Source organism: Streptomyces sp. NPDC048383 (assembly GCF_040651775.1).
Lineage (GTDB): Bacteria > Actinomycetota > Actinomycetes > Streptomycetales > Streptomycetaceae > Streptomyces.
The window spans coordinates 1-15,273 of record NZ_JBEZKS010000002.1 but is presented as its reverse complement, the minus strand read 5'-3'; the positions used below and the strand labels follow the sequence as shown (position 1 = coordinate 15,273).

Here is a 15,273-nt window from a genome sequence, read left to right as displayed (position 1 = left end):
GGTCCCGCGCTCCACGCGGGACCGGCACCCACCCGGCCGGGGCGCCCGAAGGCTCCCGGCCGGGTGCCTTGCCGATGACCGTTTCCGCGTACTGCTCCCATGAGAAGAGGCCGGCCATGCGCGTACTCCTGGTGAACATGCCCTGGGCCCCGATCGATCTCCCGTCGCTGGCTCTCGGAATTCTCAAGCGCAGCGTGGACGAGCGCGTTCCGAACGCCACGGCGGACGTTCTCCACGCCAATATCGAATATGTGGACTGGATCACCAAGAACACGGAATTCACCTTGGAGGACTACTCCTATTACGCGCTCGGTTCCTATTTCCTGGGATGCGGCGACTGGGTCTTCTCCTCCGCCCTTTACGAAGACCCCGAGTGGCGGGTCGAAGAATTCACCGAGGCGATGCGGACCCGGGTGCGCGGGCCCCGCATGGAGATGACGAAGGCGCTGCACGAGACCGCGCCCGATTTCGTCAGGCACATCGCCGAGCGCATCGTCGAACTCGCGCCGGACGTGGTCGGATTCACCTCGACGTTCCAGCAGAACACGGCCGCCCTGGCCGCCGCCAAGTACGTCAAACGGCTCGCCCCACACATCGTGACGGCCATGGGCGGCGCCAACTGCGACGGCAAGCAGGGCGAGAGCGTCCACCGCAACTTCCCCTTCGTCGACCACGTCCTGCGCGGCGAGGGCGAGGTGTCGTTCCCCGCGCTGCTCCGGGCCCTGGACGCCGGGGAGCCGCTGTCCGAGGTACCCGGGCTGTGCTGGCGCGACGCCGACGGCACCTCCGTGGTCAACGCGATGAGCACGAAACCGCTGCCGCCCGCCTCCATCCTGCCGCCCGACTACTCCGGCTACTTCGAGCGGCTCGCCTCCTCCCACGCCCGGCACTGGGTCGAGCCCAAGCTGGTGGTCGAGGGCGCGCGGGGCTGCTGGTGGGGCGAGAAGCACCACTGCACCTTCTGCGGACTCAACGGATCCTTCATGCAGTTCCGCAGCAAGAGCCCGGACGTGTTCTACGAGGAGATCATCGAACTCGCCCGCAAGCACCGGGTCCTGGACATGTACGTCGTCGACAACATCCTGGACATGGGGTACGTGAAGACGGTGCTGCCGCGCATCATCGACAGCGGGTTCGACCTGCGCATGCACATCGAGATCAAGTCCAACATGCGCCGGGGCCAGCTCCAGACCCTCGCCGACGCCGGCCTGATCTTCGTCCAACCGGGCATCGAGAGCCTCAACAGCCGGGTGCTGACCCTGATGGACAAGGGCGTGACCGGCGGCCAGAACGTCCGGATGCTCCGCGACGCCGCCACCGTCGGCCTCTCCGTCGCCTGGAACTACCTGCACGGCTTCCCCGGCGAGGACGTCGAGGACTACACCGACGTGGTGGCCCAGATGGCCGCGCTGGAACACCTCAACCCACCGGTGGGACCGTCTTCCCGGATCGCCATCGAGCGGTTCAGCCCCTACTTCAACAACCCCGGTCTCGGGTTCTCCGAACTGCGCGCCGCCGAACCGTACCGGCTCACCTACGACCTCCCCGACGCCGAGATGTTCGACCTGGCGTACGTCTTCGACGTGCCACCGCGCGGGATCGGGGAGGACGTCGTCGACCGCCTCGACGAAGCCATCTCGCACTGGAGGCGCAACTACGCCGGCAGCCGGCTCACGCACTGCGACCTGGAGGACCGGATCGTCCTCGTCAGCAAGCGCCGCGCCTTCGACTGGACGCACCTGGAACTGACCGACCCGTTCGAGCTGGCGCTGTTCCGGCTGCTCGACCAGCCGCACACGGTGAAGGCGGCCGCGCGCAAACTGCACGAGGCCCACCCCGTGGGCGAGGACGCCCTGCGGCGGGTACTGGCGCGGTGGCGGGCGCTCGGGGTGGTCTTCGAGGACAGCGGCCAGTTCGTGCAGATCGCGCCGCCCGCGCTCAACGAGGAGTTCCTGCGGATCGACTTCATGCGGCACACCTCGGCCCGCGACACCGAACTCGCCGCGACGACCGCCTGACACCCGCCGGACAAGAGGGACGACGATGACTCCAGCACTCACCGGTACCGCGCCCTTCACGGTGACCGCCTCACGTGACTACGACCCCGAGGTGGGCGCGCTGCCCAGCATGTACCTGGGCCGCTACGAGATCGACCTCACCGGCGGTGAGGCCGCCCGCCGGCTCTTCGCCGCCGGGGCCCGGCACGTCACGCTCCCGCGCCCGGTCGACGTGACGGACACCGCCGACGCCGCCTGGACGGTCCGCGCGCTCAGCTTCGTGGGCGACCTCTCCAGCCTGGCCATCTCGGTGGATTGGCAGCTCCACACCGGCCCGGACCCCGACGCCTGGCGCCACTACGGCCACCTCCACCCGCCGACCGCCGTCCTCGGCACCGCCGACCCGGCGGCGACGGCGCTCGCCTGGCGCACCGCGTACTACATCTGCAAATGCGTCTTCCGCTACGGCCCCGGGTTCATCCAGGTGCGCGACCGGCGCTACGGCGAACTGCGCCGCTTCACCATCGACGAACCGGACTACCACGAGGCCATCACGGCCCTCACCGACGGCGCCCGCGTCGACGCCGTCCCGGGGCCGGTCCTCGACGACCTGATGGGCGAGACCCTCGCCCTCCGCTTCGGCGACCACCTGTGGTGGGCTCCCTACCGGGTCCGCCGCTGGTCGGAGGCACCACTGGTGATCTGACGCCCGCCCGGCGCCGGCGCCCCGAACACCGCCGGACCCCGGCGGTGTTCCACGCCCACGCCCGCGGCCCGCCCCCGTCCCGCGCCGGCGCCCCGCCCGACACCGGGGACCGATCGCCGGGCGCCGGCGTGCGCCGGCCGTGGGGCCACCGCATCCGGTATCGCGTCGCGGTGCTTAAGGTGACCCCCATGTCTGTCACTTTGAGCTCGGGAAGAGCCGCCGCCGCTCTTCGTACGTCGGCACGCGTCAGTGCCGAGTCGTTGGTGGTGCTGGCCATGGCGGCGGTCACCCTCTGGATCCTCGGCCGGATGTGGTCGGTGGTCTGGCCGCTCATAGTCGCCCTGTTCCTCACCACCTTGACCTGGCCCCTGGCCGCCTTCCTGCGGCGGCGCGGATGGCGGCCCGCGCTCGCCGCGAGCGCGGTGACGCTGCTGTTCCTCCTCGTGGCGGCGGGCATCGTCGCGCTGATCGCCGTCCCCGTGGCCTCCCAGTCGGGCGAGTTGGTGGAGGGCGTGCGCCAGGGCATCCAACAACTGCGCGAATGGGCCGCCGGGCCCCCGTTGAACATCGGCGACGACCAGCTCACCGGCGCCTTCGACGCCGCGATCGGCCGCCTCCAGAACAGCGTCGGCAGCGCGGTCTCCACCGTCGTCACCGGGGTCAGCACCGTCTTCAACGGGCTGGTCACCGCGGTCCTGGCGTTGTTCCTGATGTTCTTCTTCCTCAAGGACGGCCCCCGCTTCCTGCCGTGGCTCACCCGCCAGCTCCCCGGCCGGTTCGCCACCGACGTCCCGGTCGTGGCCTCGCGCGGTTGGGAGACGCTGGGATCGTTCGTGCGCTCCCAGGCGTTCGTCGGGCTCCTCGACGCCGTGTTCATCGGCCTCGGCCTGTGGATCGTGGGCGTGCCCCTGGTGCTTCCCCTGGCGGTACTGACCTTCGTGTCCGCGTTCGTACCGATCGTCGGCGCCCTGTTCGCCGGCCTGGTGGCGGTGCTCATCGCACTCGTGTCGAACGGGCTGACGGACGCGCTGATCGTGCTGGCGATCATCATCGTGGTGCAGCAGCTCGAAGGGAACGTGTTCCAGCCCATGATCCAGAGCCGCGGCCTGGGCCTGCACGCGGCCGTGGTCCTGCTGGCCGTCACGTTGGGCGGCAGCCTGGCCGGCGTCGTGGGCAGCCTGCTCGCGGTGCCGGCGGCCGCGCTCATCGCGGTCTTCTGGAACTACCTGCGCGAGCAGCTCACCGAAGCCGAACCGCCCACGGCGGAGCCGGCGCCGGCGGGCTGAGCCGCCGGCGGGGGAACCGGCTCCGGCTCCCGGCTCAGGGACTCCAGCACGCGAAGCCCCCGGTACGAAGGGCCCCGGCCACCCGGCCGGGGCCCTTCGCCGTTCCCGGCGCGGGCTCCCGATGCCACCGAGCCTCGTTCCGTCCGGCCCGCCCCGCCCCGCGGGAGCCGGCAACAGCACCGAACGAGCAGACGACACGGACACGACCGCGCAGCGACAGGGCGCCCCCTACGAGACCAGTTGCCACGGCGTCACGCCGCAGCCGGGGAAGGCCGAGACCCGACAGCCGCCATCCCCGCCGGGTCCATGGGGTGTTGGGCCCGCGGGACGGGGTAGGCGCGCCACACCGCCCCCAGTGGAGGAGGACCCCGCATGCCGGCCCGGCTCGTCCCCGCGTACGGAGTACAGCCCGGACACGACACCCTGCTCGCCGGCCGCTACCGACTCCGAGCGGCCATCGGATCCGGCGGCACGGCCGACGTCTTCCGGGGCACGGACGAGGTGCTGCGGCGCGACGTGGCCGTCAAGGTGCTGCGGGCCGGCCCGGACACGGCCACCGTCGACCGCTTCTGCGACGAGGCCCGCACCCTGGCCCGGCTGTCCCACCGGGCGCTCGTGACGGTCTACGACGCGGGTCGTCACGGCGCCGGCGCCTTCATGGTCACGGAGTTGATCGATGGCGGCACCCTGCGCTCCCGCATAGAGGACGGCGGCCTCAGCACCGCCCAGGCCACCCGGCTCGGCGCCGAAATCGCCTCGGCCCTGGACCACGTCCACTCGCGCGGCATCATCCACCACGACGTGACGCCCTCCAACGTCCTCCTCCGCGAGGGCGCGGCCCCCTGCCTGGCCGACTTCGGACTGGCCCGGGCCGTGGACGACCGGCCCCGCGACGAGCCCGGAACCCTCGTCGGCACCCTCGCCTACATGGCCCCCGAACAACTCCTGGGCCGGTGTGCGACCACGGCGAGCGACGTCTACGCCTTCGGCCTGACCCTCCTCGAAGCCCTCACCGGTCGGCGCGAGTACCGGGGGACACCCATGGAGGTCGGTACCGCCCACCTCCTGCACCCGCCGCGGGTCCCCGCCGGGCTCCCGGGCGAGCTGGGCCGGCTGCTCAGGGCGATGACGGACCGGGACCCTCAGGCACGCCCCGACGCCGCCGGCGTCCATCGCGGTCTGCGGGATCTGGTGGCCGCGCCCGCCTCCCGCACCACCGCCTCCCGCACCGCCGTCCCGCACGCCGCCGGCACGAACGGGACCCGCGCCGGCACCCCCACGCACCGGACGGCGTCCCCCGCGGCCGCCCGCCCCCACGCGCGGCCCGTGCCCGGGGCGCGCAAGCCCGCCGGCCACCGACGCGCGACCGCCCTCGGCCTCGTGGCGGCGACCGTCGTCGGCGCCTGCGCCCTGCTCACGGGCGGGGCTCCGGCGGGGGACGGCACGCTCCCCGACGCGACGCCCCGCCACCGCCCGCCCGCCGCCCCGGAGGCGGCCGGGGCGGCCGACCGCGTCACCTTCCACACACCCGACGGCGCACCGTAGGGCCCGCGGCCCCGACGCCCGCGCGCGCCCGGCGCCGCGTGCGCGAGGTCGAGTACTCCGTCCGCGCGACGCCTGCTTGACGCCGTGGGCGCGGGGTAGGCGGTGGGCGATCAGAGCAGCCCCTGTGTGTCAGGAGAGTGACCCCCGATGACGGACGACGCCTACTTGTTCCTCGCGACCCCCGACTTCGGCTGGCAGGGGACGCCCTTGGCCCTCGTCGGACCGTTGGAGTGCTTGGACACCCCCGCCGTGCAGGCCTGGTTCACCGCCCAGAACGTCAGCCCCGCGTCCCCCGAGGTCCACGTGGTTCCCCCGGAGCAGACCGGCCTGATCCCCGAGGGCGCCGAGCGGCTCCCGGTCCCGCTGGGCGCCGAGGAGCTGGAACGGGTCCGTCGCGCCGTGGCGACGGAGACCGTGGCGAACGTCGAGGAGGACCTCCTCGCGTTCCGCGACAGCGAGGACAACCGGGACGAGCTGCTGCGCCGCGCGCTCGCCGCCGGTGTACCGGCCCACCGGATCGTCGAACTCTCCGGAGTGGACCCCAACACCCTCTCCACCGTCTCCCACAGCTGAACGGGGTACCGCCGGCCCCGGGGGCGACCCGGGCCGGCGGTCGCGGTGAGGTGCCGGAGGCCGGATCGGCCCTCAGTGCACCGACCGGGCAGGCGTACGGGGGCCGGGACGGGACCGGTCCGAACGGACGTCAGAACGTGATCACTTGATGACGCATCAGGTCTGCGATTGGCCGTTTCTAGGCCCGTATTAACCGGTGCGGGCTGTCCTTACCGCAAGGTCACATGGCGAACCCGAACTGACTATGCTCCCCGATGTGTTGCGCTGCGCTCACAGCGAGTCATGGACGCCGTGGGTGCTGCGGAAGGACCGTGGCCGCACGGGGGAGTGACATCGGCGCGCTCCCGGGGCGACCCGTCGGGACGCATCGACCGCGTGTACGAGCGCGGGTGGAGTCCGTTGTCCCTTTCGGCGCATCGCATCACCTCAGTCCGCTCATATCAGACCGGTAGGGGACCTTGATGGTTCGTGCAGGCGCAATTTCCAGATCCCGGCCCACCGCAGTCGTCCGGGAATGGCTGCTTCCGCCCGGAGTCCTGGCCGCGGCCACCGCGATGGCGTTGCTCCTTACCCCTGCCCACATATGGACGACGGTCGCCTGGTGCGGAGTCGCCGCGATCCTCCTGACGGTCATCACCTCGGCCGAGACCGTGCGCCGCCTGCGCTCCGCCGAGGTGGCCCGCCGGGCACAGGCACGCGCCGACGCGGAAGCCCAGTACGGGCAACGCGAGGCCGCGTTGCTCGGGCGCCTCGCGGACCAGCGGGCGACCACCGTCTGGCTCGCCGAGCAACTGCTCCCGGCCGCGGTCGCCCGGCTGCAGAAGGGCGATTCGGCGTCCGAGATCCTTCAGGCCGTCAGCTTCGGGAGCCATCTGGACGCCGAGTTCACCGAAGCGCTCGAAGGGGCGCTCCAGACGCTCCTGGAAGCGGTGGAGGCCGAGGAGAACACGCGGGACGCCTCCCAGCGCGCCCTGGTCGCGGTAGCCCGCAGGGTCCAGTCGATCGTGCACCAACTCGCCAGGGACCTGCGGTCCATGCAGATCATGCACGGTACGGACATCATCGTCTCCCGGGGCCTGCAGGACATCGACCACCGCAACGCGCTGATCGGCCGCCTCGCCGCCAGCATCGCGGTGCTGGGCGACGCCCGCCCCGGACGCCAGTGGTCGAAACCGATCCCGCTCTACGACGTTCTGCGCGGTGCCATGTCACGCATCGTGGACTACCCCCGCGTACGGCTCCAGGCGGTGGCCGAAGTGGCGGTGGTCGGCCCGGGCGCGGAGCCCCTGATCCACCTGCTCGCCGAACTCCTCGACAACGCGACGACGTTCTCCCCGCCGCACACCCCGGTGGAGGTCACCGCGAGCGAGGTGCCCTCCGGCATCGCGATCGAGATCGAGGACCGCGGCGTCGGACTCACCGAGGAGGTCCGCGAACACGTCGAAGGCGTCATGGCACGGGCCGTCTCGGGCATCAACCTGGCGGGCTTGGGCGAGGTCACGCAGCTCGGCCTGCCCGTGGTCAGCAGGCTGGCCCACGAGCACGGCTGCGAGGTCGACCTGCGCACCTCCGCCTACGGCGGCGTACGGGCCGTCGTGCTCGTGCCCAGGCGGCTGATCACCACGGTGCCGCCGTCCGCCATCCGCAGGCCCCAGGAACCCGTGCGCAAGCGCCAGGGCGGCCCCGCGCTGTCGCGCCCGATGCCGGTGCGCGACGCCGCGGCCGATGCCGCCGAGGTCAAGAAGACCGTGGGCGGTCTCCCGCAACGACGGCGCGAGTCACCCGTCCCGACCCCGGTCGTCATGGCCGCCCCCACACCCCCCGTCGCTCCGGTCATCTCCTGGGGCGCCGCCGGCCCCGCCCGTCAACCGGGGCTGATGTGGGAGGCGTTCAACGGCGAGAGGCGATCGGGCGCCGAACCTTCCACTTCCCCCAGCGAGCCGTCAGATGAGGTTGAGTAACATGCAGCCACTGCCCAACATGGACTGGATGCTCAAGGAGCTCGTGGGCGGTGTTCCTTACGTGCGGCACGTGGTCGTCCTGTCGTCGGACGGCCTGTGCATCGGGCAGGCGAACACGGTGCCCGACACCGCCGACGCCCTCGCCGCCGCCTGCTCCGGCATCCAGAGCCTGGCCCGGGCCGTCGCGCAGATGTTCCCGCACGGGGACGGCTCGACGCGGATGGTCGGCATCGAGGCCGACGGCGGCTACTTCTCCTTGATGGCGGCCGGCCCCGGAGCCGCTCTCGCGGTGCTGGCCGACGAGGAGGTGGACGCCGGACTGCTCGGTGACCGCATGCGGACGCTGGTGGTCCGGATCGGTCAGCACATGACCAGCCCGCCCCGTGAGGACGTCGGGCAGGCGATGTGACATCAGAGAATCAGAATCCGTGGGATGAGGGCACCCCCGTTCCGTTGTACGTCATCACCGGCGGCCCGGCCTCCGCGGCGAAGACCTTCGACCTGGTCACCCTCATCGCGGCGAGATCCGAGCCCGACCCCTCGATGCAGCCCGAACAGGCGGCGATCCTCTCGCTGTGCAACTACCCGCTCTCGGTGGCCGAGCTGTCGGCGTACCTCGGCCTCCCGTTCAGCGTCGTCACCGTACTGCTGTCCAAACTCGTCGAAGAAGAGCGGCTCGAAGCCATCGCACCCGTACCGGTGGCTGCCTTCCCCGAACGCGGCCTGCTGGAGGCGGTGATCCATGGACTACGCAAACTCTGAAGCACTCGGCGCCGCCCGGCGGGACGCGGGCATGCTGCTCTCCCACGGCGCCAGGGGAGTCAAGGTGGTGGTCGTCGGCGGCTTCGGGGTGGGCAAGACGACCATGGTCGGCGCGGTGAGCGAGATCCCGCCGCTGACCACCGAGGAGACCATGACGCAGGCGGGCGTCGGCATCGACCACAACCCCGGCGTCTCGGGGAAGAACACCACGACCGTCGCCCTCGACTTCGGCCGGATCAGCATCAACCAGGAGTTGATCCTCTACCTGTTCGGCACCCCCGGACAGGAGCGGTTCTGGTTCCTGTGGAACGGCATCTTCGAAGGCGCCCTCGGCGCCGTGGTCCTCGTCGACACCCGCACCATCGAGGTCTCCTTCGAGGTCATCACCCGTCTCGAAGACCGCCGCGTCCCGTTCGTCGTCGTCGTCAACACCTTCCCGGAGGCCCCCCAGTACCCCCTGCCCGACCTGCGCACCGCCCTGGCCCTCAGCGACTCCGTACCCATCGTCACCTGTGACGCACGGGACCGGGCGTCCTGCCGCGACGCCCTGCTCTCGCTGATGGTCTACCTGTGCAACCTCGCCGCCGCCCAGGAGACCGCATGACCTTCCCACCCGTTGAACACACCACCGAGTACGGCGGTTCGGTCCCGCCCCCCGGCTGCCCGGCCCACACCGCCACGGGACCCGACGGAGCCACCCGCCTCTACGGGCCCGCCGCGGAGACGGACCCCATGGGCCTGTACGAGGAACTGCGGGCCACGCACGGCCCCGTGGCGCCCGTCCTGCTCGACGGGGACGTCCGCGCCTGGCTCGTCCTCGGCTACCAGGAGAACCGGGACGTGGCCAGCCGCCCCACCCAGTTCTCCCGCGACCCCCGCGTGTGGCACGGCTGGCGGAGCGGGGAGATCGACCCCGCCACCTCCCCCCTCGTCCCGATGATCGGCTGGCGCCCCGACTGCGTCTGCGCGGACGGCGAGGAACACCAACGCCTGCGCGGCGCGGTCACGGCCGGCCTGAGCCAGTTCGACCACCGCGGGGTCCGCCGGCACATCACCCGCTTCTCCCACCAGGTGATCGACACGTTCAGCGAGAGCGGCGAGGCGGAACTGGTCGGCCAGTTCACCGAGCACGTCCCCATGCTGACCCTCACCCACCTGCTCGGCATGTCGGACGAGGACGGCCCCGGGCTCGTGCACGCCGCCCGTGACCTCTTCAAGGCCACCGAAACCTCGCTGGCCAGCAACGCCTACGTGCTGCGGAGCCTGGAACGGCTCGTCATCGCCAAGCGGACCCGCCCGGGCCAGGACATCGCCTCCGCGCTGCTCGCCCACCCCGCCCGCCTCACGGACGAGGAGGTCCAGCACCACCTGCGCCTCATCCTGCTCGCCGGGTACGAGACGACCGCGAACCTCATGTCCAACGTCCTGCGCATGGTCGTCACCGACCCGCGGTTCCGCGGTTCGCTGGCGGGCGGCCAGATGACCCTCCCGGAAGCCGTGGAACAGGTGCTCTGGGACGAGCCGCCCCTGATGGTGTGCCCGGGCCGCTGGGCCAACGGCGACACCGTCGTCGGCGGCCGGCAGATCAGGGCGGGGGACATGCTCCTGCTGGGGCTGGCCGCGGGGAACGTGGACCAGTCGATCCGCAGGGACCCCTCGACCCCCGTGCACCACAACCGCGCGCACCTGGCCTTCAGCGCCGGCCCCCACGAGTGCCCCGGTCAGGACATCGGCCGCATCATCGCCGACACGGGCATCGACATCCTGCTGACCCGGCTGCCCGACATCGCCCTCGCCGTCCCCGAGGAGGCCCTCACCTGGCGCTCCTCCACCTGGGCCCGGCACCTGACGGCGCTGCCCGTCACCTTCGCGCCCCGCGCCCCGAGGCCGCAGGACGCCCCGGCCCCGCTGCCGGCCGCTCCCGTCCGCAGTGCCGGCACGCCCCCCGCGGCGCCGCCGCGACCCGTGGCCGACCCGGTCGTCTCGCACCGGCTCCCGTCCCCCGCCCCCTGGTGGGAGCGCCTCACCCGCTGGGTACGGGGGCGGTAGGCGCGACGGCCCCGGTACCGGCGCGGAACGCGGGGGAGGGGTGCCGAAGTCCATCGGCACCCCTCCGCCGCCGGCCGGGCGGCCCTCATGCGGAGCAGGGCTCGTCCGTGGAGGCGTACCGGGGCGCCCCCGTGTACCAGGCGTGCAGACCGGAGAGGAAGCCGCAGGCGCCCCCGAGCCACCTGTCCAGCTCGGCCCGCTCCTCGCGGTGCAGTCCGACCCGTTGGACGAGCTGGGCGAGGTCGGTCCGTCGGAGGTGTTCGAAGTCCCGCAGTCGGGCGTTGACCAGGTTCAGGGCGCCGGGCACGGCCTCGTGCAGACCGATGCCCAGGGACGAACCGACCACCACGACCAGGTTGTTGACGTCGCGTTCCTCGTGCACCTCCCGCTCGTAGGACGCGAGGTCGTTGGCCAGCCCCATGAAGTCCATGAAGGCGTCGAGCAGGGCGCGGACGGTCCGGCTGTGCCGTATCTGCTCGGGTATTCGCGCTCCGGTGGCCAACTCGACGGAGTAGGGCGCGGTGTGCGCGGCGAAGCTGTCGCGCCGGAAGGCGGGGTAGTCGATCAGATGCGGCACCCGGCTGCTGAGACTGTTCGCGAGTTCCTCGACTCCCGCGTCGACGTACCGGACGAGGTGCTGGTTGAACGCGCGCCGCCAGTGCGCCAGTCCCGGCGGGAACAGGCACTGCTGAAGGTCCGCGATGCCGCGCTCGACGGCGTTCGTCGGTTCCGGCAGCCGAGCCCCCGGCTCCGGTCGCAGGAACTCGTGGAGCCGGGCGGTGAACACCACCGCGCCGGCGAGGTCGCCCGTCTGCTTGAAGGTGGTGGCGAAGTGGTCGTCCCAGGCCAGGGCCCACACGTTGAAGCGGTGATTGAGCCGCAGGTCGGCGAGTGAGGCGTCGGGGAGGGTCCAGGCGGTCAACTGGTCGACGGTCATGGCGTGGAACTTGGGCCGGCTCCAGATCGGGCGCGCGGGCGACGGCCCGTCGCGGCCTTCCAACATGCCCATCTCGCGCGCCCAGGACTCGTTCTCCGCGTGCAGGGCCGGCAGGTGCGGATTGACTCGCAGCGGATAGGGCATCCACAGCTGGGGGAGCTCCACGGTACGCACGGTCATGGGGACCAGACTCCTTCTCTCTCCGGCCCGCACGGCTCTGCGGACCACCGCACGGGCGGCCGACCGGCGGGGCCGGGTCGCCCGGGCGTTCTCACCTGGCTGCTGGAACCGGAGCACGCCCTTCGGGCGGCACGGCGGAGGGATGCGGGACGCCCTACTTGTGCCCGCAAGTGGTCGAAACGTCCCTTCTTGAGGCCGGATCGTGTCGATCCTGAAGCTCTCCACCCCTGCCCGCCGCGAACGACCGGCAACCCCACAACCGTGCCTGACCTGCGGTCAGGACGTGCTCAGCGCCCGAACGGAACGAATTCCCCAGGCGAGACTTTTCGGACATCCGCACGTTCCGCCCTGCGGGCGTGCAGGGTGTGCGCGCCGAGGGGGAGGGGCGTGTGGCCGACGAGCCACAGGCCGCAGCCCGCCGGCAGCCGGGCGTAGTGGTCGGCGGTGCGTTCCCGGCCGCCCGTGTTGCACATCATGTGGAGGTCCCAGGCGGTGGCGAGCGAGGGAGAGCCGTCCGCCGGCAACAGGCGCTCGACGATCAGGAGGTCGGCGTCCGGTGGCATCGCGTCGGCGCAGTACCGCAGGATGTCGCGGCACCGCTCGTCGTCCCAGTCGTGCAGGACCCGGGTGAGCAGGTAGACGTCACCGCCCGGCGGGACGTCCGCGAAGTCGCCGGCCGGGATGCCGCTGGACGCGATCGCCCGACCGACGGCCTCCTCGTTGCCGTAGGCGGCGCGGTGTCCAACGACCGGTAGCCGGCGGCGAGCGCGTCGCCGACGGCCCGCTCGGTCTCCTCGGGCGGGATCCGGTACACGCCGAAGCCGAGGACGGGCATCTCGACGCCGCTGTTCAGGGTGACGTTCTGCATGTGGGGGTCCTGGTCCTTGTCAACGTCGGGGATGGGCGGGCAACGCGGTGACGGGTGGGCAACGCGGTGACGGGTGAGCGATGCGATGACGGGTGGGCAACGCGGTGACGCGTGGGCAACGCGGTGGCGGAAGCCGACGCGCTCCGCCGAGGGGTCCCTCGCCGTCCGCACGGTTCCGTACCCGTCCACCCCTACCCGTTTGTGGGACGCCGCCTCCCGGCCGGTACTCCACGCGGGTCGGCCGGTACCACCGAGCCGCGCCCGCGCCGGCTCCCTGATGTGCCCGGCGCGACGCAAGGGATCTCCCCGCTGTTCACCGCCGTCGCCGACCCCCGAGGCTGTGGCCAGTCCCGAACGGGGCCATCGGCCGACCCGGCGCCGACCGGCCCCACGGGACACCGCGCCCGCGACCCACCAGGTCGGCGCGCGGTGTCGCGGGCGGCCGTCGCCCGCCGACCCGAGCGGTGCGGCCCTCCGGCTTCCCACCCCGGTGCCCTCCACACCGGCCCCCTTCGCGAAAGGGAAAGACCCCCATGCGCTCCGTACGAAATCAGCACGTCCTCACGGGAGTTGTCGCCGCCACCGTCCTGATGGCACTCGGGGCGCTCCCCGCCCACGCCGGCTCCTCCCCGGGCACGGTGCCACCGGCTCCGGCGGCGTCCGTGCCGGCCGACGTACGGGCCGCGATGGCCCGCGACCTCGGCCTGTCCGAGGAAGGTGTCCGCGGTCGGATAGCCGCCGAGCAGGCGGCCGAACGGGTCGCCACGGCCGTCCGGGCCACGGTGGGCGACCGTGTCCCGGGAGTCTGGTTCGACGCCGTCGACGGCCGGTTGCACGCCGCGGTCACCACCCCCGCCGACGCCGACGCGGTCCGCCGCGCGGGAGCCGTCGCCGAGCAGGTCGACCACTCCGCGGACCAACTCGACACCGTCGCCCGGCAGATCGGCGCGTGGGCCCGAAACGCACCGGGCCTCCTCTCCTGGGGCACCGACGTCCGCTCCAACCGGGTCGCGGTCGTCCTCGACCCCACCCGCGCCACCACCGCGCTCCGGAACCGCCTCGCCGGCGTCGAAGACCTGGTGGACGTCACCGAGTCCACGGACGGCCCGCGCCAGCAGGGCGGCAACGTCGTCGGCGGGGAGAAGTGGGTGCCCGGCAGCGAGAGCCCCTGCTCGATCGGCTTCCCCGTCACCCGTACCAGCGGCGGCACCAAGGCCTTCCTGACCGCCGGTCACTGCACCAACGACGTGGGCCAGGCCGCCTACGGCAAGGACGGCACCCGCGTCGGAACCTCCAACAGGAACGGCACGGGCAGCGTCAACGCCGCGGAGGGCGACTTCGGCATCGTCGACGTCGATCAGGCGGGCTGGGAACTCGCCCCGACCGTGTCCGGCTGGGGCAAGGGCGACGTCACCCTCACGGGGACGGCCGAAGCCGTGGTCGGCACCGCCGTCTGCCGGTCCGGCCAGACCACCGGCTTCCAGTGCGGCGAGGTCACCAAGATCAACCAGAGCGTCGACTACGGCAACGTCGTCATCAACGGCCTCTCCTACTCCAGTGCCTGCTCCGCCGGCGGGGACTCCGGCGGCAGCTACGTGACCGCGACCGGCGGCAAGGCCGTCGGCCTGCACTCCGGCGGCGGAAGCGCCACGTGCAGCAGCGGGAGCGGTGAGAAGTTCACCATCTTCCAGCCCGTCAACGAAGCCCTCGCCACGTTCGGCGCCGGCCTGGCCACCTCCACGCCGCAGCCCGGCGGGGTCACCGTCGCCGCCGTCTCCGCGAAATCCCACCCCACGGGCAGCCCCGTCGAGCTGAGGAACAGCGCCGAGGGCGGAACGGCCCCCTACACCTGGTCGGCGACCGGCCTCCCGGCGGGCCTGTCCATCGCCCCGGCGACCGGCACCGTCTCGGGAACCCCGACCACCGCGGGCGCCCACCCGGTCACCGTCACCGCCACCGACAGCGCCGGCAAGAAGGGCAGCGCCTCCTTCACCTGGACCATCACCTCCACCGGGTCGGGCGCCCCGACCCTCACCGGGCCCGGCAACCAGAACCTCTACGTCGGACGCCCCGTCAACCTGCCGCTGAGCGCCACCGGCGGGACCACTCCGTACACCTTCACCGCGAGCAACCTGCCCGCCGGCCTCACGCTCCACGCGACCACCGGAGTCATCTCCGGGACCCCCACCGGATGGGGCTTTCGCAACGTGACCCTGACGGTCACCGACGCGGCAGGCAAGAAGTCGACGGTCACGGCCGCCTTCACCGTCTGGTCCTGACCGCCGCGAGCGGCCCGCGGTCCCGCCGGTGGGGACGGGACCGCGGGCCCGGGGGCGGGGGGGGCGGGCCCCCCCCCCCCCCGGGGGGGGGCGGGCGGGGGGGGGGGGGGCGGGGGGGGGGGGGGCGGGT

General features: G+C 72.4%; 12 protein-coding genes and 2 pseudogenes. 11 read left to right on the top strand and 3 right to left on the bottom strand.

Annotated features, from left to right (window positions below):
• The first annotated feature begins 116 nt into the window (after positions 1 to 116).
• The 10 genes from AB0D46_RS02955 to AB0D46_RS02910 all read left to right on the top strand — a co-directional run bounded on the left by AB0D46_RS02955 (position 117) and on the right by AB0D46_RS02910 (position 10,879).
• Entirely contained in the window at positions 117 to 2,018 is a 1,902-nt protein-coding gene (locus AB0D46_RS02955; RefSeq protein WP_362875489.1) for a RiPP maturation radical SAM C-methyltransferase, read from the top strand.
• 25 nt (positions 2,019 to 2,043) lie between these two features.
• Positions 2,044 to 2,703, top strand: a complete 660-nt coding sequence (locus AB0D46_RS02950) for a DUF5825 family protein (protein WP_362875488.1) — start codon at positions 2,044 to 2,046, stop codon at positions 2,701 to 2,703.
• Positions 2,704 to 2,891: 188 nt separating this feature from the next.
• A complete protein-coding gene (locus AB0D46_RS02945) occupies positions 2,892 to 3,989 on the top strand; it encodes an AI-2E family transporter (protein WP_362875487.1) in 1,098 nt (365 codons plus the stop codon).
• Between the two features lie 372 nt (positions 3,990 to 4,361).
• Complete coding sequence (locus AB0D46_RS02940; protein ID WP_362875486.1) at positions 4,362 to 5,534, top strand: protein kinase; 1,173 nt, start codon at positions 4,362 to 4,364, stop codon at positions 5,532 to 5,534.
• A 147-nt stretch (positions 5,535 to 5,681) separates the two neighbouring features.
• Complete coding sequence (locus AB0D46_RS02935) at positions 5,682 to 6,107, top strand: DUF6003 family protein (RefSeq protein WP_362875485.1); 426 nt, start codon at positions 5,682 to 5,684, stop codon at positions 6,105 to 6,107.
• 560 nt (positions 6,108 to 6,667) lie between these two features.
• Positions 6,668 to 8,068 (top strand): ATP-binding protein, encoded by a 1,401-nt coding sequence (locus tag AB0D46_RS02930; protein ID WP_362875484.1) that lies wholly within the window; start codon positions 6,668 to 6,670, stop codon positions 8,066 to 8,068.
• Position 8,069: 1 nt separating this feature from the next.
• Complete coding sequence (locus AB0D46_RS02925) at positions 8,070 to 8,477, top strand: roadblock/LC7 domain-containing protein (RefSeq protein WP_362875483.1); 408 nt, start codon at positions 8,070 to 8,072, stop codon at positions 8,475 to 8,477.
• The gene (locus AB0D46_RS02920) at positions 8,474 to 8,830 is read left to right on the top strand and encodes a DUF742 domain-containing protein (protein ID WP_362875482.1); all 357 of its coding nucleotides are present in this window, start codon (positions 8,474 to 8,476) and stop codon (positions 8,828 to 8,830) included. The genes AB0D46_RS02925 and AB0D46_RS02920 overlap by 4 nt, the downstream gene beginning before the upstream one ends.
• Entirely contained in the window at positions 8,811 to 9,434 is a 624-nt protein-coding gene (locus AB0D46_RS02915) for an ATP/GTP-binding protein (protein WP_362875481.1), read from the top strand. The genes AB0D46_RS02920 and AB0D46_RS02915 overlap by 20 nt, the downstream gene beginning before the upstream one ends.
• The gene (locus AB0D46_RS02910) at positions 9,431 to 10,879 is read left to right on the top strand and encodes a cytochrome P450 (RefSeq protein ID WP_362875480.1); all 1,449 of its coding nucleotides are present in this window, start codon (positions 9,431 to 9,433) and stop codon (positions 10,877 to 10,879) included. Before AB0D46_RS02915 ends, AB0D46_RS02910 begins: the two co-directional genes overlap by 4 nt.
• Positions 10,880 to 10,964: 85 nt before the next feature.
• Here AB0D46_RS02910 and AB0D46_RS02905 read toward each other — a convergent pair whose 3' ends face one another.
• The 3 genes and pseudogenes from AB0D46_RS02905 to AB0D46_RS02895 form a co-directional block, all read right to left on the bottom strand.
• Complete coding sequence (locus AB0D46_RS02905; protein ID WP_362875479.1) at positions 10,965 to 11,996, bottom strand: hypothetical protein; 1,032 nt, start codon at positions 11,994 to 11,996, stop codon at positions 10,965 to 10,967.
• Between the two features lie 287 nt (positions 11,997 to 12,283).
• Positions 12,284 to 12,673 (bottom strand): annotated as a pseudogene (locus AB0D46_RS02900) (methyltransferase); the annotation flags it as partial.
• Positions 12,674 to 12,864 (bottom strand): annotated as a pseudogene (locus AB0D46_RS02895) (aldo/keto reductase); the annotation flags it as partial.
• Positions 12,865 to 13,397: 533 nt separating this feature from the next.
• Between AB0D46_RS02895 and AB0D46_RS02890 the strand changes: the two are divergent.
• Positions 13,398 to 15,143, top strand: coding sequence for a putative Ig domain-containing protein (locus tag AB0D46_RS02890; RefSeq protein WP_362875478.1), 1,746 nt, complete (start codon positions 13,398 to 13,400; stop codon positions 15,141 to 15,143).
• The last annotated feature ends 130 nt before the right edge of the window (positions 15,144 to 15,273 follow it).